Source organism: Burkholderia sp. MSMB2157WGS (assembly GCF_001532755.1).
GTDB lineage: Bacteria > Pseudomonadota > Gammaproteobacteria > Burkholderiales > Burkholderiaceae > Burkholderia.
Map to the genome: position 1 here is coordinate 1 of NZ_LPJG01000054.1, position 25,262 is coordinate 25,262.

Here is a 25,262-nt window from a genome sequence, read left to right on the forward strand (position 1 = left end):
GTCAAGCGCGATGCGAAGCGCGGGCTGGCGTCGCTGTGCATCGGCGGCGGGATGGGCGTCGCGCTCGCGGTCGAGCGCGCCTGAGCGGGGTGACGGTACGGTTCGCTTGCGGCGCAGGTGGGCGCCGCGGGTGAGCCGGGCGGTTTTCGCGCAAGACAGGCAGTCGACGATACGCGCGAGGTGCCGGTGCGTGTCGCGCCCGCGACGCGGGCGGATGCGCATCGAAGCGGCGGGGCGGCCGCATGTGCGATGCCGTCGCCCGGCCTTTCATCGATTACATTTTTTTGTCGGTAATTAATAGGATGACTAAGCGAATTGCAGTTGTGACAGGTGGGATGGGCGGCCTCGGCGAAGCGGTCAGCATCCGGTTGAACGACGCGGGTCACCGGGTAGTCGTCACGTATTCGCCGAACAACGCCAACGCGGACCGCTGGCTGACCGAGATGCATGCGGCCGGCCGCGCGTTCCATGCGTACCCGGTGGACGTGGCCGATCACGACTCGTGCCGGCAATGCATCGAGAAGATCGTGCGGGACGTCGGCCCGGTCGACATTCTCGTGAACAACGCAGGCATCACGCGCGACATGACGCTGCGCAAGCTCGACAAGGTCAACTGGGACGCGGTGATCCGCACGAACCTCGACTCCGTGTTCAACATGACGAAGCCGGTGTGCGACGGCATGGTCGAGCGCGGCTGGGGCCGCATCGTCAACATTTCGTCGGTGAACGGCTCGAAGGGTTCGGTCGGCCAGACCAACTACGCGGCCGCGAAAGCCGGCATGCACGGCTTCACGAAGTCGCTCGCGCTCGAGGTCGCGCGCAAGGGCGTGACGGTGAACACGGTGTCGCCGGGCTATCTCGCGACGAAGATGGTCACCGCGATCCCGCAGGACATCCTCGACACGAAGATCCTCCCGCAGATTCCGGCGGGTCGGCTCGGCAAGCCCGAGGAAGTCGCGGCGCTGGTGGCCTACCTGTGCTCGGAGGAGGCCGGCTTCGTGACGGGCTCCAACATCGCGATCAACGGCGGTCAGCACATGCTTTGACGCGCGGCGGCCCGCACGGCGTTCGAAGTCGTGCAGGCCGCGTTCCCCACTATCCCGCGCCGGAGCGGCGGCAGGCGCCGCTTCGGCCTTGCATTCCGGAGAACGCATGGGCGACACCTGGATGGGACTCGTGATCGGCGGCGCGGCGCTGGCCGTCGCGCTGGCGATGGCGATCTCGCTCTACTGGCTCGAGCGGCGCCGCGCGCGGCTGCTGCGGAACTTCGATCATCGCGATTGCTGGCTGGTCGCGTACGGCAAGTGCTTCGCGCGCAGGCCAGCGAGGCCGCTACGGCGCATGCGCGGCGCCCGCTGACGGCGGTGCTGGCGCGTCGCGATCGGCGAGCGACCGGGGCCGGTAAGCGACCGGTGAGTGGCCGAGTCCCGCGCGCATGCCGTCGGCAACGCGCGCGGGACGCGCGATCAGTCGTTCTTCTGGCTTTTTCCCGCCGACTCGCCCGCGTCGTTCTTGTGGAAGATCCGCTTCGTCGTGCGCTTGGTGGCTTCCCAGCCTTCGCGCGACGCATGGGCGACGCCGTGCCCGACCGCCTTCGCGGCGCTCGCGGTCGCGTGGCCGAAGCTGCGCGCCGCGTCGCCGGTCTTGTGCGCGGCTTCCTTCGAATCGCGCTTGATGTCCTGCTTCACTTCCGACATGTCCGCGTGCGCGAGCGGGCTGAGCAGCGCCGAAACGAGCGCGGCGCCAATGAACTGACGAACTTTCACGACCGGTTTCCTTGAGGTAAGCCTCTTCATCGAGGATTCGTGTGGCCGGCAGGGGCCGGTTGAAACGCGCCGGCGGCCGATGCGTCGAGCATCACCGCCGCGCGGCCGGACAGCAGCACGCGCTCGCCGCAGCGCAGCGCGAAGCCGTACAGGACCGAGCGGCCGTCGCCGCTCACGCGTTGCGCGTCGACGGTGAGCGGTTGCTCGACGGTGTCGAGCCGGTCGACGAACGCGTCGACGTTGCGCACGCTCGCGAGATAGCCGACCCGCGGGCGCGCTTCGTGCGCGCCGAGCAGCGCGCCGTGCACGGCCATCGCCTGCGCGGCGTATTCGATGCCGCAGACCGACGCGAGCCGCCCGTGCGCGCGCAGCGGGTTGTGCGGATCGCGGTGGCTCGTCGCGGTGCAGCGGATTCGTTCGGCGTCCCACGCATCGACCGAATCGAGCACGCACATCGTGCCGGCGTGCGGAATGTGCGCGGCAATCCACGCATGGTCGAGCGGCGGGGTCAAGACGGCCGTTGCGGTCATGACGCGTGCTCCGCGACGGGTTCGGGCATCGCGACGTCGACCTGCACGCGCGTATCGGCCAGATAGTCGAGCACGACGCGCGTCGACCGCCGCGCGGCGAGCGCATCGAGCAGCGGCAGCACGCGGGCGGCCGGATTGCCGGCGCGCAGTGCGTCGAGTCCGGTATCGGCGAGCGTGGTCGCGGGTGCATCGGTGAGCTGCACGTCGATGCGGGCGAGCGTGCGCTCGCTTGCTTGCGGTGCAAGCACGAGCGCGACGCCGAACGCGTCGTCGATCGGCCGCACCGTGCGCAGCGGTTCCGGATAGTCGGTGTCGTACGCGATCAGCAGGCTCGGCACGCGATCGACGACGACCTGGCACAGGCTTTCGAGCAGGCCGGCGGCAAAGCTGCCGTCGTGCGCGCACAGGACGTTCGACGTCGCCGTCGAGCGGGTCGCGATGCTCCAGTAGCCGGCCGGGGCATTGTGCACCGAGTTGTGGAAGCGGGTCGGCGACAGCTGGCGATCGTCGCCGGCCAGCGTTTCGCAGATCGCGTGGCAGTTCTGGCCGTCGCCGCCGGATGCGCTGAATACGGTCGCGAGCGTCGCGGCGTCGCGGCCGCTCGCGGCCACCGCTTCGTGGCCGGCCGCGAGCGCGGCGCGCACGACGGGGCCGGTGCGACGCCGTTCGGCGGACGGCAGGCCGGCCGGCGGCGGCAGCTCGGTGCGGGCGGGCGCATAGGGCGCGCGGCCTGCGAGCACGTCGGCCGCGTGCGGCCAGTCGTTCAATCCCGGCCCGACGAGGCCGATGCTTTCGATGAAGGCGGTCAGGGTCATGGCGGGCCTCAACGGCGGGCGTGATCGGCGCGGCCGAGGATCAGGCTGCAGTTCGTGCCGCCGAAGCCGAACGAGTTGGAGAGGACGGCGCGCACGCGCGTGTCGCGGCTCGCGAGCACGTAATCGGCTGCGAGCGCCGGGTCGGGCTGCGTCGTGTTGACGCCGGCCGGCACGAACTGCTCGCGCAGCGCGAGCGCGGCGACGATCGCCTCCAGCGCGCCGGCCGCGCCGAGCGTGTGGCCGGTCGCCCCTTTCGTCGAGCTGCACGGCGTGCGGGCGAACAGCGCGCCGACCGCACGGCTTTCCGCTGCATCGTTGCTCGGCGTCGCGGTGCCGTGCAGGTTCACGTAGTCGATATCGTCCGGGCCGAGGCCGGCGGACGCGAGCGCCTGCTCGATCGCGGTGCGTGCGCCGAGCCCTTCCGGATGCGGCGACGACATGTGGTGCGCGTCGCTCGATTCGCCGATGCCGAGCAGCAGGATCGCGTCGCCGTCGAGCGCGGCGGGCGGGGCGGAGACGCGCTCGACGAGCGCGAACGCGGCGGCCTCGCCGATCGAGATGCCGTCGCGCGCGACGTCGAACGGCCGACACGGCCGGCGCGACAGCAGTTCGAGCGAATTGAAGCCGTACAGCGTGGTCAGGCACAGCGAATCGACGCCGCCGACGACGGCCGCGTCGATCAGCCCGGCTTCGATCATGCGGCGCGCGGAGCCGAACACCTTCGCGCCCGACGAGCACGCGGACGAGATCGCCATCGCCGGCCCGCGCAGCGCGAAATACGCGCGCACGAACGCGGCCGGCGAATACGGGTTGTGCGTGTGTGCGTAGCGGAAGTCGGCCGGCAGCGCGCCGCTCGCCGGATCGCGGCGCCGGTACGCGCGTTCGGTTTCGAGGATGCCGGCCGTGCTCGTGCCGACGAACACGCCGACGCGTGCGGCGCCGTAGCGCGCGACGGCCGCCGCGACGCGTGCGCCGAAGCCGTCCTGCGTCAGGCCGAGTTGCGCGAGGCGGTTGTTGCGGCATTCGAAGTCGGCGAGATCGGCGCGCACGGGGTGCGCATCGACGCCGTCCACCGCGCCGATCCACGTGTCGAGGTCCGCACGCTCGAAGTTGCACGGCACGAGTCCGCCACGGGCGTGGCGCAGCGCATCGAGGGCCGCGTCGAGGCCGCGCCCGATGCAGCTGGTGGCGGTGAAGTGCGAGAGCAGGAGAGGTTTCACGAGGGTCGCTTCCGATGACCGGAACGGGCGCTGCAGCAGGGCTGGCGGGCGCGCCGTTCGAGGTCAGATTTTATCAAACGGGGGTGCCGGAACGCCCGGCTGGCCGGACGGTTCGGGCGCGAGCGCCGCGCGCAAGGTGGTCCAGTGCAGCTGCGCATCGGCGGCCGCGCGCAGCACTTCGTGCAGCACGTCGAGCACGATCGGTTCGCCGCGCGCGTCGCGCGCCGCATGACCGTCGTGGACCAGCAGGATGTCGCGCGCATCGAGGCCGTGCAGCAGGCGGCGCGTGACGGTCGCGGCGTCGTGCGCACGCGTATCGAAGCCGCGTCGCGTCCAGCTCGCGAGTTGCAGGCCGAGTTCGCACAGCACCGGTTCGAGAAACGGATTGCGCAGGCCGGCCGGCGCGCGGAAGAACAGCGGGCGCGTGCCGGCGACGTCGGTCAGCGTCTGCTGCGCGGCCGCGATTTCGCGTCGCAGCACGGCCGGCCCCGACAGCGAGAACGTATGGCGGTGCCGCTGGCTGTGGTTCTCGACCGCATGGCCGCGTGCGACGATCGCCTCGATCCAGCGCGGATGGCGGCGCGCGAGATCGCCGATGCAGAAGAACGTCGCGCGCGCGTCGTAACGGTCGAGCAGGTCGAGCACGCGCGGCGTGACGTCCGGGTCCGGGCCGTCGTCGATCGTCAGCGCGATGCGGCGGCCCGCGCCGGGCGGCAGGCGCGTCCAGTTCGGACCGAGCAGCGTGCTGCGCGGCCACAGGCCGGCCGCCGTCAGCGCGAGATGCGACGCGACCACGCCGCCGACGGCCCACGGCCACGTGGCCGGTTGCGCGATCGCGGCGGCGGCCGCGCCGGCGTGCAGCGCGGCGGCGCCCGCGATCAGCGGCGTGGGTTTCCAGCGCCGCGCGTCGCCGGCGGGGTGCGGTGGAGTCGACGACGGCGCATTCATGCGCGGCCTCCTCGTTCACAATTGCCGAGCGCCGGCGCGGCGCGCGGCGCGAGAATCGCCGCGAACGCGAGCGCGAGCATCGCGCCGGGGCCGACGGTCAGCCCGAAGGTTTCGAGCAGCGGCACGCGCGACAGCGCGAGCAGCCCGAAGCCGGCGACCGTCGCGAGGTTCGCGATCAGCAGCGACACCAGCGTGTACGGCGTGACGGGCTGCGTGTCGTCGCGCCGGCAGAAGAACAGCGCGTAGTTCGAGCCGACCGCGACGATCAACAGCATCCCGACGAGATGCAGGATCGTCAGCTGTACGCCGGCGAGCGCGAAGCCGGCCGTCACGACCAGCACGGCCGCGACGAGCGGCGCGAGGGCGCGCACCGCGCGGCGCGGCGAGCGCAGCGCGATCAGCAGCACGGCGATCGCGGCGAACCCGGCGAGCGACAACCGGATGTCCTCGTGCACATAGCTCACGTACAGCCGATCGGCTTCGGTTTTCATGTCGACGAACAGCGCATCGGGCAGGCCCGCGCGCGCGACGGCGGCGCGAATCGGCGCGGCATCGAGGCCCGACGCCGGCTGCGCGGTGCGGGCCGCGTCCGGCGCACGCAGCGGCAGCATCGCGCTCCAGCGGCCGTCGCGTTCGGTCAGCAGCGCATCGACGGCGAGCGCCATCGACGTGCCGTGCAGGTCCGCGCGCGTCAGCAGCGGTGCGTGACGCGCGGCGTCGACGTCGGCGAGGAACGGCGCGAACAGGTCGGGCTTCACCGCGATCGGCTGGTGCGCGACGGCGTCGCGCATCCGTGCGGCAAGCGCGTCCGCATCCGGCAGGCTCGCCCGGCGCGCGCGCTGCGCGGCGTCGCTCGGCAGGTAGCGGGCGGGGTTTTCGAAACCGCCGAGCGTGCCCCGGTCGACGAGCGGCTGCAATTGCGCGGCGACTTTTTCCGCGCCTTCGAGGGCGGCCTGTTCGGTCGGCGCGGCAATCACGACGAGGTAGCGCACGTCGGGCGCGCCGACATCCGCGCGCAGCCGTGCGTCGAGCGCCTGCGCTGCCGCCGGAACCGGGCTGAGCGCGGCGAGCTCGCGGCTCCACAGGTTGTCGCGATGCAGCGCGAGGGTCGCGCATGCGGCGACCGCGAGCACCGCGAGCGGCCAGCGCAGCCGCGGCGCGGCGTCGGCCGCGCGCGCGAGTACGGCGCCGACGCGCGAGACGTCGCGGATCGCGACATGCTCGCCGCGCAGGTGCGGCAGCACGAAGCGCGTGACGAGCGCGGCGGCCGTCAGCCCGACGATCGAATAGAGCCCGAGCTGCACGAGGCCCGGGAATCCGGAGAACAGCATCGACACGAATCCGCACACCGACGTCAGCACGCCGAGCCGGATCGTCGGCCAGTACGCGGCGACCCACGCGCGCGTCGCGTCGGCCGAGCGCGTGGCGCCGCGCGTGCCGGCCTGCGCCGATTGCACGAACAGGTAGATCGAATAGTCGACGGCTTCGCCGATCAGCGTCGTGCCGAACCCGAGCGTCAGCCCGTGGACCGTGCCGAACGTGACGCCGACCGCCGCGATCCCGGCCGCGACGCCCGTCAGCACCGGCAGCAGGCCGAGCGCGAGCGTGCGCGGCGAACGGTACAGCGTGAGCAGCAGCGCGACGATCAGCACGACGCTTGCCGTCGACAACCGTTCGACGTCGTGCCGGATCGTGTCGCGCGTGTCGACCGAGAACACGCCGGGGCCCGTCATGGCGAGCGTGGTGGCCGCTGCATTCGGGATGGCCCGTTTCGCGGCGGCGAACGCGCGACGCACCGTGTCGATCGCGCGTGCCTGCGCATCGGTATCGGAGCCGGCGGCGGCCGTCTGGACGACCAGCACCGCGCGCGTGCCGTCGCGCGACGCCCACACGCCGTCGCGGCTCGCCGGTTCGGCCGCGCGGTCGAGGCCGTCGACGAGCGCGGCGACTTCGCCGGTCGGGTCGCGCGGCAGCATCGCTTTCGCGACGAGGCCGGCCGACGAACTCAAAAGGTCGAGGCTGTCGCCGAGCGCCCGGTGCAGGCCGTCGGCGCTGAAGCGCTGCGGCGTGACGGCCGGGCTCAACAGATAGCGGTGATCGAAGATGAATTGCCGGTCGCGCGCGTCGTTCGCGGCTGCGCCGTTGTGCACGGCCGCGAACTGCGGATCGGCGCGCAGCGTGTCGGCGACGCGCCGCGACAGCGCGGCGCGCGTGCTCGCATCGCCGCCGTCGATCGCGACGAGGATCAGGCGCGACACGATGCCGTCGCGCAACTGGTCGACGAGCACGCGTTGCCCGGCGCTCGGCGCATTCGGCAGGAACGCGGACAGGTCGGCCGTGAAGTGCGCGCGCCCGATCGCGACGCCGCACACGACGAGCGCGAGCAGCCACACGAGCACCGCGCGCTGCCGCCACGCGGGCACGCGGCGCGCGACGGGAGAGGGGCGCGTGCGATCGTCCATCAGTTCGCGTCCGCCGCGATGGGGTGCAGGCGCATCACCGAACGATCGCCGTCGGCCTGCCGGATCGCGACGCTGCGCAACACGTCGCGCGTGCCGTCGAGCGTGATCGTGCTGACGACCTTCAGCATCCGCGAGTCGAGCGGCGTGAGCGTCAGCGTCCAGTCGTCGCCGCGTCCGGAAAGCGCGACCTTGTACACCTGCTCGAGCGCGAAGCGGTTGCCGGCGAGCGTCGCGCGGATGCTGTCGATGAACGCGCCGAGCTCCGGATAGCGCGCGAGCGCGAGCGTGTACTTGCGGTTGTTGCGCTCGACGGTGAGCATGTCGCCGTCGACGACGAGGTGTTCGGGCTTCGGGCTCAGCGTGTGTTTTTCAAGGTGGTCGGGCGCGACGAACACCAGCTCGCCCGACGATTCGATCGGCTGCGCGGCGATCGACAAGGTCTTCGTCTCGGTGAAGGTCGCGCGGCCCGACTTGTGCTGCGCGAGCGTCGACATCAGCCGGTCGAGGCTCCACGCCGGTCCGGCGTCGGCCGCGTGCGCGGGCGCGGCCAGCGCAATCGCGGCGGCGCCGGCGACGAGCACGCGGGCGACGTGGGGCAACGAAAACGAGAACGGGAACGGGCGGCGGCGAACGGCGGTCATGCGTCGGAATCCCTCGTGGCGGGCAGGTCGGCGCCGGTGCGCACCGCGTCGCGGCGCGCGGCCGCGGCATCGCCGTCTTGCCAGAAATCGAAATAGTTGAACCAGTTGTACGGCGCCATGCGGCAGTATTTGTCGAGCAGCGCGACGTAGCGCGCGAGTGCCGCATCGACCGCCGCCGCACGCGCGTCGCGCCGCACGTCTGAGAAATCGGCGAGCGTCTCGAAATGCACGTCGTAGCGGTTGTCGTCGCGATAAAGGCCCGTCATGAAGATCACCGGGCGCTTCAGCATCGCGGCCATGTAAAGCGGGCCGAGCGGGAACGCGGCCGGCGCGCCGAGCAGCGGCAAGCGTCGCAGTGACGCGGCCGCGTCGTCGAGCAGCGTGCGATCGGCGAGCATGCCGACCATGCAGTTCGCGTCGAGGCGCTCGCGCACCTTCAGCATCGAGTCGACCTGCCCGAGCGGAATCACTTCCGGCTGCGCGGCCGGGTTCACCGCGGCGAGCGTCGCGTTGATCTTGCGCGCGTTCTTCTCGTACATCGTGACGACCACGCGCAGGTCCGGATGCGTGCGGCCGATCGCGCGCACGACCTCGAAGCTGCCGAGGTGCGCGCCCATCAGGAACGCGCCGCGACCGCCCGCGAGCGCGTCGTCGACGAGCGTCTCGCCGTGCAACCGGATGTCGAACAGGTCGAAGCGCCCGTTCATCAGGTAGATGCGATCGTGAATCGTCGCCGCGAACGTGAACACGTGCCGGTACACGTCGCGCCAGCGCGCGGGGCGGCCGAGCACGCGGCGCAGGTAGTCGCGCGACGCCGCGCACGCGACCGGCGAGAACAGCACGAAATACGTCGCGATCAGGTGCAGCACGATGCGCGCGCGCTGCCGGCCGAAGCGCAGCGAAATCCACGTCATCGCGCGCAGCAAGCCCGCGTTGCTGCGCTCCTGGCGCTCGGCCCACGCGGTGCGCTTCATGGTTGCGCGCCTTCCTGCGCGGGCGGCGGTGCGGACAGCACGCCGGTCGCGACCTCGCGCGACCCGGCGCGCACCGTGAAGCGGATCGCGCCGCTGGCCGCGGCGTCGTACGCGAGCGCGAGCGCTTCGCCGGGCGCGACCGGGCTCAGGAATTTCGCGGATCCGAGCCGCCACGCATGCAGCGGACGGTTCAGCGCCGCGCCGATCGCGTGGATCGCGTGATCGAGCAGCACGACTCCGGGCACGACCGGATGGCCGGGGAAGTGGCCGGGCAGCGCGGGATGGTCGGCGGCGATCGTGAACGCGAGCACGGGCGTGCCGGCCGGGTCGTGTTCGGCCGGCGGCGCGGCCGTCGTGCCCGCGCCACGCGCATGTTGCGCCACGAGCGCGGCCAGTACGTCGCGCGGCAGCTTGCCCGTTTCATTGCGCGGCAGCGCATCGACGAACACGAGCGGGCGCGGCATGAACGCGGGATCGATCCGCTCGCGCAGCGCGCGTTGCAGATCGGCGGCCGCGAGCGTCGGCGCGACGACCAGCGCGACGAGGCGCGTGACCGGCTCGACGGCGGTGTCGCCCTGTGCGGGCGCAGCTTCGTCGGGCATGAAGAACACGCCGTCGACCACCTGGGGAATCGCGTTGAGCTGATGGTTCAGGTACGCGAGCGACGTGCGCTTGCCGGCGATGTTGACGAGATCGGCCTTGCGGCCGTGCAGCAGGAACCGGCCGCCGCCGAGCAGTTCGAGCGCATCGCCCATCGGCACGGGCGCCTCGACGTGTCCGCCCGATACCCAGACCGTCGGCCCGCTGTCGTCGCCGTCCGGGGCGTCGCGGGCGTCGAGCCGGATATCCGGGAACAGTTCCCACGCCGCGCCTTGCGACGTGCGACGGGTCGCGATCTGGCCGGTCTCGGTGCTGCCGTAGATCTCGACGAGCGGCGCGTCGAGCGCGGCCTCGGCCTCGCACGCGAGCTTCTCCGACAGCGGCGCGGTGGCCGACAGCACCAGCGCCGCGCGCGGCAGCGCATGACCGGCCGACAGCAGCGCCCGCAGGTGGATCGGCGACGTGACGAGCACGCGCGGCTGCGGGATCGCGTCGAGTTCGTCGCGAATGTCGCCCGGGTAGAACGGCTGGCGATTGCTGAACGCGAGACCGCCGATCAGCGCGAGCAGCACCGTCGATTCGAAGCCGTACATGTGCTGCGCGGGCACCGTGCCGATCAGCGTGGCCGCGCGGCCATCGAGCAGCCCGAGGCGATCGGCCGCCGCGTGCACGCAGCCGACCAGGAAGCCCCAGGTCTTGCGGTGCGGCACCGGCGCGCCGGTCGAGCCGGACGTGAACACGTAGGCCATGATCCGCGCCGCGTCGATCTGCGGGACGGCGAACGGCGCGTCGCTCGCGCGTTCGCCGGGCGCGGCATCGGGATACGCGAAGCGCGGCAGATCGATCGTGCAATCGGGCGCATCGTGCAGGCAGAACGCATCGGGCGCGAACGACGCAAGCTGGCGGACCATTTCCGGCGTGTGCGTCGACGGCAGCAGGCTGATCTTGCCGGCGACGAGCGCTGCGCACAGGCTGACCGCGAAGCGATAGCGGTCGCGGCACACGTTGAACACGTGGCCGCCCGCGGGCAGCGCGGCGGCTACGCGCGCGACGTCGGCGACGAATGCGCGCACGGTGACGGGCGAGCCGTCGCGCCAGGCGATCGTCTGGTCGGGCGAGGCATGGAATACCAGCGGGTGAGTCGGCATAAATCGGTCAAGACGGGGACGAAGGCCGCGCGGCCGTGGGGCCGCGCCGGTCATGAATTCATTGCGAGGCCTGCGTGGCGTGGGCGGACGCGCGATACGCGCGCACCGCGTCGATCATGCGCGGCCGCGGCTCGTGCGGCAGCGCGACACGCCGGCACGCATGCTCGGCGGCGAACATCACGGCGACGAGCGGCAGCGACAGGTAGTTCGCGAAGGTCGACCACGTCACGATCGGCGCGGTCGCGAACAGCAGCGTCGACACGGCGGCGATCGCGACGAAGAACAACGCCCATGCGAGCGTGATCCGCCGCGTGTAGCGCGCGACGGCCGGCGTGACCGTGCCGTGGATCATCGCCGCGAAGCGCGTGCACAGCGGCACGTCGCCGGCCGCGAGCGTGCGGCCGAACAGCAGCGCCATCGCGACGTTGAAGCTCACGTGCTCCAGATACAGGCCCCATTCGAAGTGCCGCGCGAGCGGGGCGCGCGCGGCCCACAGCGCGGCGGCGGCCAGCAGCCATGCCGGTACGAGCCAGGCGCGCCGCGGCGAGCGCCACGCCGCGCCCAGCGCGAGCAGCAGCGGCGGCACGAGCGCCATCGCGAGGCCGAAGCCGTGCGCGCCGGGCGTTGCGCTCGCGTAATGCGCGCCGGCCTGGTAGGCGGCCACGGCGCCGATCGCCGCGACGCCGCGCACGACGGGCAGCAGCCGGCTCATCGGCGGCCTCCGGCGGCGCGGCGCGCACGTCGGCCGGCGGCCGGGCTGCGGCGGCTGACGGGCGGGCGAACCGGAACGGAGCGCAAGGGCGGACGCGGTATCACTGGAGACATCGGGCGAATCGTGGACGGAACGCGCGGGCGGGCCGTCGAAACATCATATGAATGGTGGCCGGGACGCGGGTCCGGGCCGGTGGTCGGGCACGCTCATTTTAGGGCCGCGGCAGCGCGGGTTCGGGGCGGCCGCGACCGGGTTTTGTAACCGATTGTATGGCACCGGACGAACGATTTTGCGGGGTCGGTCCATTTCCGTCCAAAGCGGCTCAAGCGTCTCGTGCATTCGCGTTCGAAACGGGCCGCTGCGGCGGCTCGCCAGTCTTGTAACCATTCGCGGTATACGGCCCGATACCCTTCGTCTAGAATCCGCGTAACTTTTACAAACGATCCCCAAACGACGCAGGCGGGGAAGCCGGCAGAGGCCGGAGGGACGGAGATTCGCACGCGCCGGGCGTGCACGACGGCTTGCCGTTTCCGGGCGCCTCCCGCTGCCGCGGGCCGCCTGCACGCACGCATGATGAACGCACTGGAACAAGAGCTCGCCACGCTGATCATCGGCGAACTGAATCTCGAAGACGTCCCGCTCGACACGGTGACGGCCGATACCCCGCTGTATGGCGAAGGTTTCGGGCTCGATTCCATCGACATCCTGGAAATCGCGCTGCTGATTTCGAAGAAATACGGCTTCGAACTGCGCTCGGACAATCCGGACAACCAGACGATCTTTGCGACGCTCGGTGCGCTGGCTGCCTACGTCGCCGCGCATCGCACGAAGTGACGGCGTCGCGCACGGGCGTCGCGCACGGGCGCGGCGCAACGGCGAAGACGGCATGCGGCGACGCGCGAAGGACGATGCGCGGCCGCGTCGATCGAGGTGACAACGCAATGAACGGAGCCATTCGATGCGGGCGCTCGTGACGGGCGGCAGCGGCGCGCTCGGGCAGGCGATCTGCACGGCGCTCGCGCAAGCCGGCCATGAAGTATGGGTGCATGCGAACCGCCATCTCGCGCAGGCGCAGGCCGTCGCGCAGCAGATCGTCGCGGCCGGCGGCGCCGCGCACGCGATCGCGTTCGACGTGACCGACGCCGATGCGACGCTCGCCGCGCTGCAGCCGTTCGTCGACGATGCGCCGGTGCAGATCCTCGTCAACAACGCGGGCATTCACGACGACGCGCCGATGGCCGGCATGTCGCGCCGGCAATGGCACAGCGTGATCGACGTGACGCTCAACGGCTTTTTCAACGTCACGCAGCCGCTGCTGCTGCCGATGATCCGCACGCGGCGCGGACGGATCGTCAACATCGCATCGGTGGCCGGCGTGACCGGCAATCGCGGGCAGGCCAACTACGCGGCCGCGAAGGCGGGGCTGATCGGCGCGACGAAGTCGCTGTCGCTGGAGCTCGCGTCGCGCGGCATCACCGTGAACGCGGTGGCGCCCGGCATCATCGCGTCGCCGATGGCCGAACAGGCGTTTCCCGCCGAACGGGTCAAGCAGCTCGTGCCCGCGCAACGCGCGGGCCGGCCCGACGAAGTCGCGGCGATGGTCGCGTATCTGGTGTCCGACGCCGCGGCCTATGTGACGGGGCAGGTGTTGTCCGTCAACGGCGGGCTCGCATGACGAAGCGCCGCGTCGGCCTGACGTAGCGCAACGCGGTGCAGGGCCGCGGTGTCGGGCGGCGCCATCTAGTAGTGAGGAAATCGAAGTGTCCGTGCATCCAGTCCACGCCGAACGGCGCCCGTGTTCCCCGTTGCCCGCCGCCGCGCCGTTCGCGCACGGCGACGGCCACGCGCTGCGGTTCGTCCGGATGAGCCACGCGCGGCTCGTCGCGCTGCTGCACGAAGCGCACCGCGGCGGCGACGGACTCGAGCGCGCGTTTCCCGGCATACTGGGCGCGGTGTGTATCGGCGCAACCGGAACGCCGGACGAGTCGCACGCGGAGGCGATGGCACGGATGCTGACCGATGCCGCGCCCGGCCTGCCGGTCGCGCCGGTGCAGATGGCGCTGCTCGGCGCCGAGGTCGCGCCGGGCGATGCCGTCTGCGAACTGTGGCAATGCACTGCGCACGACCTGCGCAGCGCGCGGCGCGGCGCGCTGCGCTATCGCTACAGCGAAGCGGCGGGGCTCGTGTTCGGCAGCCTCGTCGTGCACGAGACGGACGCAGCATGCGACGCACCGCGCGACGGCGGCACGCCGCTCGAACGCGCGACGTTCGACGCGTACCGCGCGCTGTTCGACCTGCTCGATACGCTCGGCATGCCGCATCCGCTGCGGATCTGGAATACCGTGCCGGCGATCAATGCGGTGCAGGACGGGATCGAGCGCTACCGTCAGTTCAACATCGGCCGTCAGCGTGCGTTCGACGCGTGCCGCCGTGCATTGACGGGCAGCGTGCCGGCCGCGTGCGCGCTCGGCTCGGTCGTGCCGGTCGCGGGTGACGCGTCGCCGGCCGCGCCGCTCGCGATCTACTTCCTCGCGAGCCGAACGCCGGCCGATTCCGTCGAGAATCCGCGCCAGGTCAGCGCGTATCACTATCCGGCGCAGTACGGCCCGCGTGCGCCGACGTTCGCGCGCGCCGCCGCGTGGGCGGACGGCGACGCGACGCCGCTGCTGTTCGTATCGGGCACCGCGAGCATCGTCGGGCATCGCACCGTGCATCGCGGCGACGTCGTCGCGCAGACGCGCGAGACGGTCGCGAACCTCGCGGCGGTGCTCGAGCAGGCCGCGCGGCAGGGGCACGGCCCGTTCTCGCTCGCCGACCTGAGCTATCGCGTCTACGTGCGCGATGCCGGCGATACCGCGGCGCTCGCCGCGATCGGCCAAGTGCTGCGCGAGGCGGCCGGTCCTCACGTGCGGCCGCTGTTCGTTCACGCGGACGTCTGTCGCGACGACCTGCTGGTCGAGATCGAGGCCAGCGCCGGCCATGTCGCGGAGTGGCTGTCATGAAGCGCGAGAGCCTCACGATCCGGCAGCCGGTCCGGCATGCGGCCGGTGTCGACGACGCGTGTCGGCGGTCGTCGGCACGTCATACACTTTTGTCAGGATCCCCGTCTTCGCCCTCGGCTGTTCCCATGTCCAAGCTGCACGCGTCGTCCACTCATCTCGTCCTGATTCCCAGCTACAACCCGGGCGCCAAGGTCGACACGACCGTGCGCCAGGCACGCGAGCAGTGGAATCCGGTGTGGGTCGTCGTCGACGGCAGCACCGACGGCAGCGCCGAACGGCTGCAGGCGATGGCCGAGCGCGATCCCGGCTTGCGCGTGATCGTGCTGCCGGAGAATCGCGGCAAGGGCGCCGCGGTGCTCGCGGGGCTCGACGCGGCCGCCGCGAGCGGCTTCACGCACGTGCTGACGATGGATTCCGACGGCCAGCATCCGGCCGACCTGATCCCCGCTTTCATGGCGGCATCGCAGGCCGCGCCCGACGCGATGGTGCTCGGCGTGCCGAAGTTCGATGCGAGCGCGCCGCAGTTGCGCGTGCAGGGGCGCCGGCTGTCGAACGCGTGGGCCGACCTCGAGACGCTGTGGGCCGGGATCGGCGATTCGCTGTACGGCTTTCGGGTCTATCCGGTCGCGCCGCTGGCGGCGATCATGCGGCGCCAGCCGTGGATGCGCGGCTTCGACTTCGATCCCGAAGCGGCCGTGCGGCTGTGCTGGGCCGGCGTGCGCCCGATCCGCATCGACGCGCCGGTGCGCTATTTCGGCCGCCACGAAGGCGGCGTGTCGCACTTTCACTATGGCCGCGACAACGCGCTGCTCGCGTGGATGCACTTGCGTCTTTTCACCGGCTTCGCGATGCGGCTACCGATGCTGGTCGCGCGCCGTCTGACGCGGCGCCGCGACCAGACGGCCTGAGCGAAGGCCCGCCCGTTTTCCCTCCCGCTCGCCGCCCCGGCGTGCGGCGATTGCCGCGCTTTTTGTCGTCAATATGGTGTCGGATCGCCGTGTCATTTCGATCCGCTGCGTAATGAACGTGTCATACGATGTAAACATCTGGTAATTTTCTGCCGGATTATGCAAAATCGCCGCTCCCAAATACAACTATCGAGGGATTCCGGGATGCAACTCAAGAAAGCGGTGGCGGCGTGTGGCGTGGCGTTTCTGTTGAGCGCCTGCGGCGGGGTACAGAGCCTCGACGCGAACAGCCTGGCGTCGGCGGGGACCAACCTGTACAAGGCGGCGACGCTGTCGGACAGCGACATCGCCGCGCTGTCGAACGAATCGTGCAAGTCGAGCGACGCCGAATCGAAGATCGCGCCGCCGAACAGCGCATACGCGAAGCGCCTGACGAAGGTGATGAAGGGCTTCGGCGACATGACGCTGAACGGCCAGAAGATCAACTACAAGGTCTACCTGACCAAGGACGTCAACGCGTGGGCGATGGGCAACGGCTGCGTGCGCGTGTACAGCGGCCTGATGGACATGATGAACGACGACGAGCTGCGCGGCGTGATCGGCCATGAAATGGGCCACGTCGCACTCGGTCACTCGAAGAAGGCGATGCAGACGGCGTACGCCGTGAGCGCGGCGCGCAGCGCGGCCGGCGCCGCATCGCCGGGCGTGGCGGCGCTGTCGAGCTCGCAGCTCGGCGACATCACCGAGAAGTTCATCAACGCGCAGTTCTCGCAGTCGCAGGAAAGCGCGGCGGACGACTACTCGTTCGACCTGATGAAGCAGAAGGGCATGAGCCAGAAGGGCCTCGTCACCGGCTTCCAGAAGCTCGCGCAGATGGATGGCGGCCAGAGCTCGATGATGAGTTCGCATCCGTCGTCGGCGAGCCGTGCGCAGCACATCCAGGATCGCATCGCAAAAGGCAGTTGATTCCGCAACCGATCCCGCGGCCGATTGCGCAACGGATCGCCGGTCGTCGACGCAGGCGATCGGCACGCGAAATGAAAAACCCACGCTCGTTCGGGCGTGGGTTTTTTGTTTTTTCGGCATGCACGTTGCCGCTTGCGGCACCATCTCCGCGCATGCGAACGACGACGCGGCCGTCGAGGCCGCGACCGACGCGAAACTGTAGGGTGCACGGCCCGGCCTACGCGGCCCGGCTTGCGCGGCCCGGCCTGCGCGGCCCGGCCCAATTGACCGCTTCGTCGGGCGCCCACTAGAATCGACCGGAACCGCCTGTCAGCCGCGCGCCGCGGCGATGACGTGCCCATTGATCCGACTGTCGAGGAAGCTTCCGTGCTCACGTCCTTGATCCGGCGCGCACCGGCCGCGCTATCGTGGCGCGCCGCATGCCGCCAGGCCCGCGCGCTGATCGTCTGCGCGCTGCTGCCGCTCGCTGCGTGCGCGACGCATCCGCCCGCCACTTCGCTCGATCGTCCCGCGTCCCACGCGTTGCCGGCCGATACCGCGACGCCGCTGCGCGATGCGCTGGCCGCGCCGGCAGCCGCGCATCCGGGGCAGTCGGGCTTCCGGCTGCTGGCCGACGGCGCCACCGCGTTGCAGATGCGCATCGCGCTCGCGCGTGCGGCGACGAAGACGCTCGACATGCAGTACTACATCGCGACCGAGGACACGACCGGCAAGCTGCTGCTCGCCGCGGCGCTGTACGCGGCCGATCGCGGCGTGCGCGTGCGGATGCTGGTCGACGACCTGAACTTCAAGGATATCGACCGAGTGATGGCCGCGTTGAACACGCACCCGAACATCGAGATCCGCGTGTTCAACCCGTTCGGCGCATCGCAGCGCGGCGTGATGGAGCGTACGGCCAACTTCTTCACGCGGATCGACAGTTTCACGCGACGGATGCACAACAAGGCGATGATCGCCGACAACCAGCTCGCGATCGTCGGCGGCCGCAATCTCGGCGACGAATACTTCAGTGCGAGCCCGACGCTGCAGTTCCGCGATCTCGACGTGCTGGCGGCCGGCCCCGTGACGCACGACATCTCGAAGAGCTTCGACGACTACTGGGCGAGCGCGAGCAGCTATCCGTTGCGTGCGCTCAATCATCAGACGTTCGATCCGAAGGATCTCGACGCGATGCGCGACGAGCTACGCGATCACTGGCGCAAGAATGCCGATCCGTACAACGCGAAGCCGCTGAACGCGACGCCGCTTGCAGGGCAGATCGCGCGCGACGAGCTCGAGCTCGTATGGGCGCCGGCCGAATTCAAGGTCGATGCGCCGACCAAGGTCGCGCAGCCGACCGGCACGTACGTGAGCCCGCCGATGCAGCGGCTGGCCGAGCTGACGCGCGGCGCGCAGAAGGAATTCCTCGCGTTTTCGCCGTACTTCGTGCCGCACGACGCCGGCGTGAAAATCCTCGGCGACACGGCCGCGCGCGGCGTGCGCGTCGCGATCGTGACGAATTCGCTCGCGGCGACCGACGCGGTCGCGGTGCAGGCTGGCTATGCGCCGTATCGCGTGCCGTTGCTGCAGCGCGGCGTCGAGCTGTACGAATTCAAGTCGCAGCCGGACCAGCAGCCCGCGCGGCTGTTCGGCTCGCGCTCGCGCGCGAGCCTGCATGCGAAGGCGTACGTGATCGACCGGCAGATTCTCGTGATCGGCTCGCTGAACCTCGACCCGCGTTCCGCGCACCTGAACACCGAACTCGCGCTCGTGATCCACAGCCCGGTGCTCGCGCAGCAGGCCGCGGCGATCTTCGCGCGCGTGACGCAGCCGGACGAAAGCTATCGCGTCACGCTCGCGACGCGGACCGACGGCAGCCCGCCGGCGCTCGAATGGACGGGCACCGAAGGCGGTCAGCTCACCACCTATCACGTCGACCCGCATGCCGGGCTGCTGCGCAACGTGATGACGGGCATCTTCACGCTGCTGCCGGTCGACGACCAGTTGTAAGGGCGGGAACGGCTCCGGCAAAACCCGCGATACCGGTGCGCGGGGAAAGATGATATGGTTGTGTACGCAACGATATGTCGATCGTGAAAGGCGCCGCGGACCCCGTCGAACAATGCGGGCCGGAACGGCGCCGGACGACGTACCGCCGCACGTGCGCGACACGCACGGCGCGCGGCGCCGGAGGACGATGGACGATGCGCACCGCCACTCGCCCGGGGCCGCGCGCCCCCCGCAACCGGAGTTCCCCATGCAACGTGTACCGAACCAGCCGTTCACGCGTCCCGCGCGCTGCTCCGAAGCCGAATGGCAGGCGCGTGTGCAGCTCGCGGCCGCCTACCGCATCTTCGACATCCTCGGCTGGACCGAGCTGATCTACAACCATATCTCGCTGCGCGTGCCGGGCGAGGACGGCCATTTCCTGATCAACCCGTTCGGGCTGCATTACCGCGAGGTGTGCGCGTCGAACCTCGTGAAGATCGACATCGACGGCAACGTGATCGGCCATGCCGACTGGCCGATCAATCCGGCCGGCTTCACGTTCCACAGCGCGATCCATGCGGCGCTGCCCGATGCGCACTGCGTGATGCACGTGCATACGACGCCGACGATGGCCGTGTGCTGTTCGCGCGACGGCCTGTCGTTCTCGAATTTCTATTCGGCGCAGCTGTACGGGAAGATCGCGTATCACGACTTCGAAGGCATCACCGTGCATCTCGAGGAGGGCCGGCGCATCGTCGAGAGCGCGGGCGGGCGGCCCGTGCTGCTGCTGCGCAACCACGGGCCCGTGACGATCGGCGCCACGCTCGCGCAGACGTTCTCGCTGATGTGGCTGCTCAATCGCGCGTGCGAGGTGCAGATCGCGACGCATGCGATCGGCGAGGCGCTGCCGATTGCGCCGTCCGTGCTCGAAGGGTGCGTGCGCGATTCGCTGAATTTCGATCCGAAGCATGGCGCGGGACAGGACGCGTTCGACGCGCTGCAGCGGATCGTCGACCGGATCGATCCGGGCTATCGCGCGTGACGCGAGCGGGGCGCCCGACGCGTGCGCCCGGCTAGAACCGGTAGCCGAGGCCGGCCTGGATCACGTCGGTGTCGCGATCGTAGCGCGTGACCACGCGGTTCCACGTGATGCGGGTGAGCCAGCGCTGCGAGATCCGGTAACTCGCCGAGATCGAGACGATGCCGGAGAGCCGGCCGTCGCCCGGGCCCGGCTGGCCTTCGCGGTTGCGCTGGTTGACGGTGAAATACGCGCCGGCGCCGGCCGACAGCGTGACCTTGTCGTTCAGGAACGCGCGCGTGAGCCACAGCTCGGACGCGATCCCGTTGCGGCGGACCGCCTGCTTCGCGCCTTCGTACATCCACGTCGCGGTCCAGTCGATCGAACGCGTGAGCCCGCGCCGGTATTCGACGCTGCCGCCGAGCGTCGACGGCGACGAGCGGCTGTTGAGAATCGTTTCGCCGAGCATCGCGGTGACTTCGTTGTTCGTGACCTTGCGCGTGCGCGGCAGCGCGGTGTCGCGCGGGCCCGGCGTGTCGGGCGCATCGAGTTGATAGCCGACGCCGAACATCACCGACGTCGTGTCGGGCCCACTGAACACCTGTGCGCGATTGACCTGAAGCTGCGCGATCCAGCGGTGCGACGTGTAGTACGCGGCACGCACGCTCATCAGCACGCCCCAGCCATGGGTATTCGAGTAACCGCGGCCTTCGGCGGCCGGCACCGTGTCGAAGTAGCGATACGGGCCCGCGCCGGCCGACAGCACGAGGCGGCGGTTCTCGAGCGGCATGCGGCCCCAGAACTGCACCGCCTGGCCATCGCGGTGGTGATTCGGAATGTGCCCTTCGTTGTACCACGTGAAGCCGAGCGCGGTGTGCGGACTCAAGCCTTCCTGGTAATCGAACGCCCACGAATACGTGCGTTGGCCGCCGCCCCACAGTTGGCCGGCGAACAGCGAGAATTCCTGCGCGTCGACGGGCGCGCCGTAGAAGGCGGCGACGGAACAGAGACCGGCCAGCAGCGGGCGGACACGGACGGGGCGGGGCGGGCAGGGCATCGGGAGACGGGCCGGCACGGTTCACTTCCAGTCACGACGACATGCGGCATTTTCCTGCGCGGGAAAACACGTGTCGACCCGGGTTCGCGCAATAACGTATTCCACGTATCGTGACAACCTGCACGGTACGCGGTCCGATTTCGGCAACCGTCCGCACGCGCGCCGATCGCGACGCGCGTGGGACGAAAAACGATTCGTTCTACTTGGTATTGCGGGAAGGGAGCATGATGGAGGCGACGCATTCGTGCGCGGCATGCCGCTTGCCGCCGGACGCGCGCAAAAAAAACGCGGCCGGGCGGCCGCGTGAATACTCGCAGACTCCTTCGGACGAAGGAAACAAGCAACTGTGAAACGAAGTGTAGCGAAAGGCCGCGCACGGATTCAGCGGGCATGCTGCAAAGGTGTCTTCCAGGTTTCGGCAGGCTGCCCGGATCGACCGCAATCGACTACCATCCAGTGACGCGCCGCCGCCCGGGCGGCGTACCACGTCGTACGAGGAGAATCCATGCTCAAGCTGCGTTTGCTCCAGGTCGCGTTGTGCGCGGGCGTGCTGGCCGCCGGCAGCGCCACCGCCGAAACGGTGCGCCTGTCCGCCAGTCTGCAGCCGTCGAGCGAAGTTCCGCCGACGGCGACCAAGGGTTCGGGCACCGTCGCCGCCACCTATGACACGGCCACGCACATGCTGCAGTGGACGGTCACTTACGAACACCTCACGGGGCCGGCCACCGCCGCGCATTTCCACGGGCCCGCGCCGGTCGGCCAGAACGCCGGCGTGCAGGTGCCGGTTCCGAAGGACGAGCTGACGAGCCCGATCAAGGGGTCGAAGGAACTTACCGACGCGCAGGTCACCGACCTGATGGGCGGCAAGTGGTACTTCAATATTCACACGAAGGAACACCCGTCCGGCGAGATCCGCGGCCAGGTGATGCCGGCGAACTGAGTGCCGACGTTTGATATAGAGGCACTTGTCGAGCGATGCGGGAACGTTCGCACGTACCATCGTCACATTGCGATGACGGAGTGCGCCCGATGAGTTGGCAAAGCAAGTTCGCGTGCTGGCTGCTGCGCTGGCAGTTTCGTCCGGAAACCACGCGCGAGGTGCTCGACCCCGCGCGTGCCCGGCGCTTTACCGACCTGCGGATGATCGTGCCGCGCCGCGCGCCGTCGGGCTACCGGCTGCGCCCGTGCTACGGCGCCGGCGACGCGCCGCTGCGCGGCGAATGGCTCGAACGCACCGACGCGGGCGCGGCGCGCGGGCCCGGCCGCACGCTGCTGTATTTCCACGGCGGCGGTTACTACTTCTGTTCGACGAAAACTCACCGGCCGCTGGTGTTCGGCCTGACGAAGCGCGCGGGCGTGTGTTCGTTCTCGCTCGACTACCGGCTCGCGCCCGAGAACCGCTTCCCGGCCGCGCTCGACGATGCGCTCGCCGCGTACCGGCAACTGCTGGCGCTCGGTACGCCGCCCGAGTCGATCGTGTTCGGCGGCGATTCGGCGGGCGGCGGCCTCGCGCTCGCGACGCTCGTCGCGTTGCGCGATCGCGGCGAGCCGCTGCCGGCCGGCGCGATCCTGTTCTCGCCGTGGACCGACCTGGCCGGTACCGGCGACACGATGCGCGGCAACGACGGCCGCGATCCGATGTTCGCGGCCGCGGCGCTGCCGAAGGCCGCGAAGCTGTATCTCGGCGACGAGCCGGCGACCCATCCGTACGCATCGCCGCTCTATGCGGATCTGGCGGGTCTGCCGCCGCTGTACATCCAGGTCGGCAGCACCGAGGTGCTGCTCGACGATTCGCGCCGCGTCGCCGAGAAGGCGAAGGCGGCCGGCGTGGCGGTGGAGATCGAGGTGTGGCCCGACATGCCGCACGTGTGGCAGCTGTACGCGCCGATGGTGCCGGAAGCGCGCGACGCGCTCGATCGCGCGGCCGCATTTCTGCGCCGCGTCGCGGTCGAACGCGCGGTTCAGCGCGTCGGCGAGGCGTCGATCGCCTGATAGGCGGCCTTGATGGCCACCGAGCCGTACTTGCGTTCGAGCCGGCGCACGGTGAAGTGGCCGTGCGCCATCTGCTGGAAGTGGTCGATGAACAGCGTGTTGACGGTCGCGCCGAGCACGGCGCCGATCGCCGGGATCGACTTCGCGGCCATCTGCTCGGTCACCTGCACCGAGAAGCGCGACGCCACCGTCTGCACGAGCTTGAACACGGCCGCCGAGCTGTGCGCGGCGATGCCTTTCGCCGTGATGTCCGACGACGCCTTCGAGATCGCCTGCGCGAGCGCGCCGCGCAGCACGAAATAGCCGAGATCGGCGTCCTCCTCCTGTTTGTCCGGGTTGCCGCCCATGCCGAGCACGGCCAGGCATTGCAACTGCGTATCGACCGACGTCAGGTTCTCGCCCTCGCTGCGCGCGATGTCGCACACCGAGCGGAAGATCAGCGTGGTCGTCACCGGCAGCTCGACCGGCAGCGCGAGAAAGCCGAACGCGCCGCCCGCCGCGCCGGTCGTCGCGACCGCGAGCTTGTGCAGCAGGTTGCTCGGCTTCTCGGGCTCGGCGTCCGGCGACGGCGGCTTGCCGAGCGTGCGCAGCGCGATGTTCAGGCACTTGCGCAGCGCAAGCTGCGTCGCATCGTTGATCTTGCCGGTCGCGAAATCCGGCAGCCGCGCGATCATTTTCTCGACCGGCGCGCCGAGCACACCCGTCAGCTTCATCGTCAGCGACGGGCTTTCCAGCACCTGCTTCGCGCGCCGCAGCGCGTCCCGATCCTCCGGCGACAGCGTCGCGGCGGGGGTAATTGAAATCGGTTCCATCTTTCTCCTTTGCGTGAACGAGGCCCTGAACCATCGCCGGCCTAGATTACTCCGGCATGCTAGAATTTTGAGATTCTTTGACCCGGCAAACGTTGCATCGACAAAAAATGGCCGTCCATACTGCCGCCCACCATTCGAGCGGGCAAGTCCTGCCGTTCCGCGAATCGCTGCTGGCGATGATCGGGATCTCGTTCGTCACCATGCTGGTCGCGCTGGACCAGACGGTCGTCGGCACCGCGCTGCCGACCATCGTCGCCGAACTGCGCGGCTTCGACCTGTACGCGTGGGTCGCGACCTCGTACCTGCTCAGTTCCGTGATCACGGTGCCGATCTTCGGCCGGCTCGGCGACTACTACGGCCGCAAGCCGTTCGTGATCGCGTCGATCGTCGTGTTCACCGGCGCGTCGGTGCTTTGCGGGATGGCCAACGACATGCTGTACCTCGTGCTGGCGCGCGGGCTGCAGGGGATCGGCGGCGGGATGCTGGTCGGCACCGCGTTCGCGTGCATTCCCGATCTGTTCCCCGATTCCGTCGTGCGGCTGCGCTGGCAGGTGCTGATGAGTTCCGCGTTCGGCATCGCGAACGCGGTCGGGCCGTCGCTCGGCGGGTTTCTGACCCAGTCGTTCGGCTGGCGCTCCGTGTTCTACGTGAACCTGCCGATCGGCATCCTGTCGCTGATCTTCGTGTGGCGCTACCTGCCGCACCTGCGCCACGTCGAGCACGATCGCAAGATGCGGCTCGACTGGCCGGGCGCGCTGCTGATCGCGCTGTCGCTCGGCGCGCTGCAACTGTTCGTCGAATGGCTGCCGAAGTACGGCGTCGCGAGCTGGGCGTCGCTGCTGCTCGTCGTCGCGGTCGCGGCCGGCGTCGCCCTGTGGCACTGGGAGAAACGCTGCGCGCAGCCGATCCTGCCGTTCGACATGTTCGGCAATCGCGCGCTGTCGGCGCTGTTCGTGCTGGCGATCCTCGCCGGTTTCTCGATGTTCTCGCTGCTGTTCTACGCGCCGCTGCTGTTCCAGGGCGGCTTCGGGATGTCGCCGAAGGAGGCCGGGCTCGTGATCACGCCGCTCGTCGTGTTCATCACGATCGGCAGCATCATGAACGGCCGCGTCGTCACGCGCATCCGCCATCCGAACGCGATGCTGCACGTCGGCTTCGTGCTGTTCGCGACCGCGTGCGCGGGCATCGTCGTGGCGACCCACACGACGCCGGCCTGGATGCTGATGGCGCTGATGGTCGCGGGCGGCATCGGGCTCGGCTTCGTGCTGCCGAACCTCACCGTGTTCGCGCAGCAGACGGCCGGCCGCGAGCACCTCGGCATCGCGACGGCGCTGCTGCAGTCGCTGCGGATGGTCGGCGGGATGCTCGGCACCGCGCTCACGGGCACGCTCGTCAACCAGATGTATTCGGGCGGCGTGCGCAGCGCGCTGTCGGCCGACCACGCGATGCAGTGGCACGCGCGGCTCGCCGATCCGCAGATCCTGATCGATCGCGCGGCGCAGGGCGGTCTCGTCGCGGAGTTGACGCGTGCCGGGCATAATGGCGCGCTGCTGCTGGAAGCGGCCCGCGAATCGCTGGTCGGCGCGATTCACCTGGGTGTCGCGATGGCGGCGCTCGTCGCCGTGGTGTCGGTATGGCAGTGCCGCCGTGTGCCGCCGATCGCGCTGCGGCGCAAGATCGAACCGCACGTCGCGGCCGATTGACCGATCGGGTGATCGGGCGA

The 25,262-nt window shown here is 70.1% G+C and carries 25 protein-coding genes; 12 read left to right on the forward strand and 13 right to left on the reverse strand.

The window, feature by feature from the left end; translation table 11 throughout:
* The coding region (locus WT53_RS34385; RefSeq protein ID WP_306453948.1) for a hypothetical protein at positions 1-222 on the reverse strand (222 nt) is incomplete at its 3' end.
* Between the two features lie 80 nt (positions 223-302).
* Here WT53_RS34385 and phbB point away from each other — a divergent pair.
* A complete protein-coding gene (phbB, locus tag WT53_RS31305) occupies positions 303-1,046 on the forward strand; it encodes an acetoacetyl-CoA reductase (RefSeq protein ID WP_034208397.1) in 744 nt (247 codons plus the stop codon).
* Positions 1,047-1,152: 106 nt separating this feature from the next.
* Positions 1,153-1,359 carry a hypothetical protein gene (locus WT53_RS31310; RefSeq protein WP_034208396.1) on the forward strand — a complete coding sequence of 69 codons (207 nt, stop codon included), beginning with the start codon at positions 1,153-1,155 and terminating at the stop codon, positions 1,357-1,359.
* Between the two features lie 107 nt (positions 1,360-1,466).
* Here WT53_RS31310 and WT53_RS31315 read toward each other — a convergent pair whose 3' ends face one another.
* From WT53_RS31315 to WT53_RS31360, 10 genes are all read right to left on the reverse strand, one after another.
* Positions 1,467-1,796 (reverse strand): hypothetical protein, encoded by a 330-nt coding sequence (locus WT53_RS31315; protein WP_034208395.1) that lies wholly within the window; start codon positions 1,794-1,796, stop codon positions 1,467-1,469.
* Entirely contained in the window at positions 1,793-2,296 is a 504-nt protein-coding gene (locus tag WT53_RS31320; RefSeq protein WP_034208394.1) for a hotdog family protein, read from the reverse strand. Before WT53_RS31320 ends, WT53_RS31315 begins: the two co-directional genes overlap by 4 nt.
* Positions 2,293-3,111 carry a beta-ketoacyl synthase chain length factor gene (locus WT53_RS31325; RefSeq protein ID WP_034208393.1) on the reverse strand — a complete coding sequence of 273 codons (819 nt, stop codon included), beginning with the start codon at positions 3,109-3,111 and terminating at the stop codon, positions 2,293-2,295. Before WT53_RS31325 ends, WT53_RS31320 begins: the two co-directional genes overlap by 4 nt.
* Positions 3,112-3,119: 8 nt before the next feature.
* Complete coding sequence (locus WT53_RS31330; protein WP_034208392.1) at positions 3,120-4,331, reverse strand: beta-ketoacyl-[acyl-carrier-protein] synthase family protein; 1,212 nt, start codon at positions 4,329-4,331, stop codon at positions 3,120-3,122.
* Positions 4,332-4,394: 63 nt separating this feature from the next.
* Positions 4,395-5,279 carry a polysaccharide deacetylase family protein gene (locus WT53_RS31335; protein WP_034208391.1) on the reverse strand — a complete coding sequence of 295 codons (885 nt, stop codon included), beginning with the start codon at positions 5,277-5,279 and terminating at the stop codon, positions 4,395-4,397.
* Positions 5,276-7,741 (reverse strand): MMPL family transporter, encoded by a 2,466-nt coding sequence (locus WT53_RS31340; RefSeq protein WP_060262687.1) that lies wholly within the window; start codon positions 7,739-7,741, stop codon positions 5,276-5,278. The genes WT53_RS31335 and WT53_RS31340 overlap by 4 nt, the downstream gene beginning before the upstream one ends.
* Positions 7,741-8,382 (reverse strand): outer membrane lipoprotein carrier protein LolA, encoded by a 642-nt coding sequence (locus tag WT53_RS31345; RefSeq protein WP_059780495.1) that lies wholly within the window; start codon positions 8,380-8,382, stop codon positions 7,741-7,743. The genes WT53_RS31340 and WT53_RS31345 overlap by 1 nt, the downstream gene beginning before the upstream one ends.
* Positions 8,379-9,356 carry an acyl-CoA synthetase gene (locus WT53_RS31350; protein WP_034208388.1) on the reverse strand — a complete coding sequence of 326 codons (978 nt, stop codon included), beginning with the start codon at positions 9,354-9,356 and terminating at the stop codon, positions 8,379-8,381. Before WT53_RS31350 ends, WT53_RS31345 begins: the two co-directional genes overlap by 4 nt.
* Positions 9,353-11,104 carry an acyl-CoA synthetase family protein gene (locus WT53_RS31355; protein WP_060262689.1) on the reverse strand — a complete coding sequence of 584 codons (1,752 nt, stop codon included), beginning with the start codon at positions 11,102-11,104 and terminating at the stop codon, positions 9,353-9,355. Before WT53_RS31355 ends, WT53_RS31350 begins: the two co-directional genes overlap by 4 nt.
* A gap of 58 nt (positions 11,105-11,162) precedes the next feature.
* Positions 11,163-11,816, reverse strand: coding sequence for a membrane protein (locus WT53_RS31360; RefSeq protein ID WP_034208386.1), 654 nt, complete (start codon positions 11,814-11,816; stop codon positions 11,163-11,165).
* 573 nt (positions 11,817-12,389) lie between these two features.
* Here WT53_RS31360 and WT53_RS31365 point away from each other — a divergent pair.
* The 7 genes from WT53_RS31365 to WT53_RS31395 all read left to right on the forward strand — a co-directional run bounded on the left by WT53_RS31365 (position 12,390) and on the right by WT53_RS31395 (position 19,702).
* Positions 12,390-12,650, forward strand: coding sequence for a phosphopantetheine-binding protein (locus WT53_RS31365; protein WP_034174668.1), 261 nt, complete (start codon positions 12,390-12,392; stop codon positions 12,648-12,650).
* Between the two features lie 124 nt (positions 12,651-12,774).
* Positions 12,775-13,491: a 3-oxoacyl-ACP reductase FabG gene (gene fabG, locus WT53_RS31370; protein WP_060262691.1), complete on the forward strand. Its 717-nt coding sequence runs from the start codon at positions 12,775-12,777 to the stop codon at positions 13,489-13,491.
* Between the two features lie 85 nt (positions 13,492-13,576).
* Positions 13,577-14,818 carry an endoribonuclease L-PSP gene (locus tag WT53_RS31375; RefSeq protein WP_082727544.1) on the forward strand — a complete coding sequence of 414 codons (1,242 nt, stop codon included), beginning with the start codon at positions 13,577-13,579 and terminating at the stop codon, positions 14,816-14,818.
* A 125-nt stretch (positions 14,819-14,943) separates the two neighbouring features.
* Positions 14,944-15,726 (forward strand): glycosyltransferase family 2 protein, encoded by a 783-nt coding sequence (locus WT53_RS31380; protein WP_034208384.1) that lies wholly within the window; start codon positions 14,944-14,946, stop codon positions 15,724-15,726.
* A gap of 204 nt (positions 15,727-15,930) precedes the next feature.
* Positions 15,931-16,692, forward strand: coding sequence for a M48 family metalloprotease (locus WT53_RS31385; protein WP_034208383.1), 762 nt, complete (start codon positions 15,931-15,933; stop codon positions 16,690-16,692).
* Positions 16,693-17,058: 366 nt separating this feature from the next.
* Positions 17,059-18,681, forward strand: coding sequence for a phospholipase D family protein (locus WT53_RS31390; RefSeq protein ID WP_060262695.1), 1,623 nt, complete (start codon positions 17,059-17,061; stop codon positions 18,679-18,681).
* A 247-nt stretch (positions 18,682-18,928) separates the two neighbouring features.
* Positions 18,929-19,702, forward strand: a complete 774-nt coding sequence (locus WT53_RS31395) for a class II aldolase/adducin family protein (RefSeq protein ID WP_060262697.1) — start codon at positions 18,929-18,931, stop codon at positions 19,700-19,702.
* Positions 19,703-19,733: 31 nt separating this feature from the next.
* On the opposite strand, the gene WT53_RS31400 is transcribed toward WT53_RS31395, so the two are convergent.
* Positions 19,734-20,735 carry a hypothetical protein gene (locus tag WT53_RS31400; RefSeq protein WP_060262699.1) on the reverse strand — a complete coding sequence of 334 codons (1,002 nt, stop codon included), beginning with the start codon at positions 20,733-20,735 and terminating at the stop codon, positions 19,734-19,736.
* A 505-nt stretch (positions 20,736-21,240) separates the two neighbouring features.
* On the opposite strand from WT53_RS31400, the gene WT53_RS31405 reads away from it, so the two are divergent.
* Positions 21,241-21,675, forward strand: coding sequence for a CHRD domain-containing protein (locus tag WT53_RS31405; protein WP_034208379.1), 435 nt, complete (start codon positions 21,241-21,243; stop codon positions 21,673-21,675).
* 89 nt (positions 21,676-21,764) lie between these two features.
* On the forward strand, positions 21,765-22,727 hold the full coding sequence (locus WT53_RS31410) for an alpha/beta hydrolase (RefSeq protein WP_034208378.1): 963 nt from the start codon (positions 21,765-21,767) through the stop codon (positions 22,725-22,727).
* Here WT53_RS31410 and WT53_RS31415 read toward each other — a convergent pair.
* Entirely contained in the window at positions 22,697-23,539 is an 843-nt protein-coding gene (locus WT53_RS31415; RefSeq protein WP_034208377.1) for an EcsC family protein, read from the reverse strand. The two genes, WT53_RS31410 and WT53_RS31415, sit on opposite strands and share 31 nt — an antisense overlap.
* Positions 23,540-23,646: 107 nt before the next feature.
* On the opposite strand from WT53_RS31415, the gene WT53_RS31420 reads away from it, so the two are divergent.
* Positions 23,647-25,242 (forward strand): MDR family MFS transporter, encoded by a 1,596-nt coding sequence (locus tag WT53_RS31420; protein WP_034208376.1) that lies wholly within the window; start codon positions 23,647-23,649, stop codon positions 25,240-25,242.
* Positions 25,243-25,262: the final 20 nt, after the last annotated feature.

What these genes read in the sequence shown, in the direction of transcription:
- phbB (WP_034208397.1), top strand. Translation starts at nt 303, where the DNA reads ATGACTAAGCGAATTGCAGTTGTGACAGGTGGGATGGGCGGCCTCGGC.
- WT53_RS31310 (WP_034208396.1), top strand. Translation starts at nt 1,153, where the DNA reads ATGGGCGACACCTGGATGGGACTCGTGATCGGCGGCGCGGCGCTGGCC.
- WT53_RS31315 (WP_034208395.1), bottom strand. Translation starts at nt 1,796, where the DNA reads ATGAAGAGGCTTACCTCAAGGAAACCGGTCGTGAAAGTTCGTCAGTTC.
- WT53_RS31320 (WP_034208394.1), bottom strand. Translation starts at nt 2,296, where the DNA reads ATGACCGCAACGGCCGTCTTGACCCCGCCGCTCGACCATGCGTGGATT.
- WT53_RS31325 (WP_034208393.1), bottom strand. Translation starts at nt 3,111, where the DNA reads ATGACCCTGACCGCCTTCATCGAAAGCATCGGCCTCGTCGGGCCGGGA.
- WT53_RS31335 (WP_034208391.1), bottom strand. Translation starts at nt 5,279, where the DNA reads ATGAATGCGCCGTCGTCGACTCCACCGCACCCCGCCGGCGACGCGCGG.
- WT53_RS31340 (WP_060262687.1), bottom strand. Translation starts at nt 7,741, where the DNA reads ATGGACGATCGCACGCGCCCCTCTCCCGTCGCGCGCCGCGTGCCCGCG.
- WT53_RS31345 (WP_059780495.1), bottom strand. Translation starts at nt 8,382, where the DNA reads ATGACCGCCGTTCGCCGCCGCCCGTTCCCGTTCTCGTTTTCGTTGCCC.
- WT53_RS31350 (WP_034208388.1), bottom strand. Translation starts at nt 9,356, where the DNA reads ATGAAGCGCACCGCGTGGGCCGAGCGCCAGGAGCGCAGCAACGCGGGC.
- WT53_RS31355 (WP_060262689.1), bottom strand. Translation starts at nt 11,104, where the DNA reads ATGCCGACTCACCCGCTGGTATTCCATGCCTCGCCCGACCAGACGATC.
- WT53_RS31360 (WP_034208386.1), bottom strand. Translation starts at nt 11,816, where the DNA reads ATGAGCCGGCTGCTGCCCGTCGTGCGCGGCGTCGCGGCGATCGGCGCC.
- WT53_RS31365 (WP_034174668.1), top strand. Translation starts at nt 12,390, where the DNA reads ATGAACGCACTGGAACAAGAGCTCGCCACGCTGATCATCGGCGAACTG.
- fabG (WP_060262691.1), top strand. Translation starts at nt 12,775, where the DNA reads ATGCGGGCGCTCGTGACGGGCGGCAGCGGCGCGCTCGGGCAGGCGATC.
- WT53_RS31380 (WP_034208384.1), top strand. Translation starts at nt 14,944, where the DNA reads ATGTCCAAGCTGCACGCGTCGTCCACTCATCTCGTCCTGATTCCCAGC.
- WT53_RS31385 (WP_034208383.1), top strand. Translation starts at nt 15,931, where the DNA reads ATGCAACTCAAGAAAGCGGTGGCGGCGTGTGGCGTGGCGTTTCTGTTG.
- WT53_RS31395 (WP_060262697.1), top strand. Translation starts at nt 18,929, where the DNA reads ATGCAACGTGTACCGAACCAGCCGTTCACGCGTCCCGCGCGCTGCTCC.
- WT53_RS31400 (WP_060262699.1), bottom strand. Translation starts at nt 20,735, where the DNA reads ATGCCCTGCCCGCCCCGCCCCGTCCGTGTCCGCCCGCTGCTGGCCGGT.
- WT53_RS31405 (WP_034208379.1), top strand. Translation starts at nt 21,241, where the DNA reads ATGCTCAAGCTGCGTTTGCTCCAGGTCGCGTTGTGCGCGGGCGTGCTG.
- WT53_RS31410 (WP_034208378.1), top strand. Translation starts at nt 21,765, where the DNA reads ATGAGTTGGCAAAGCAAGTTCGCGTGCTGGCTGCTGCGCTGGCAGTTT.
- WT53_RS31415 (WP_034208377.1), bottom strand. Translation starts at nt 23,539, where the DNA reads ATGGAACCGATTTCAATTACCCCCGCCGCGACGCTGTCGCCGGAGGAT.
- WT53_RS31420 (WP_034208376.1), top strand. Translation starts at nt 23,647, where the DNA reads ATGGCCGTCCATACTGCCGCCCACCATTCGAGCGGGCAAGTCCTGCCG.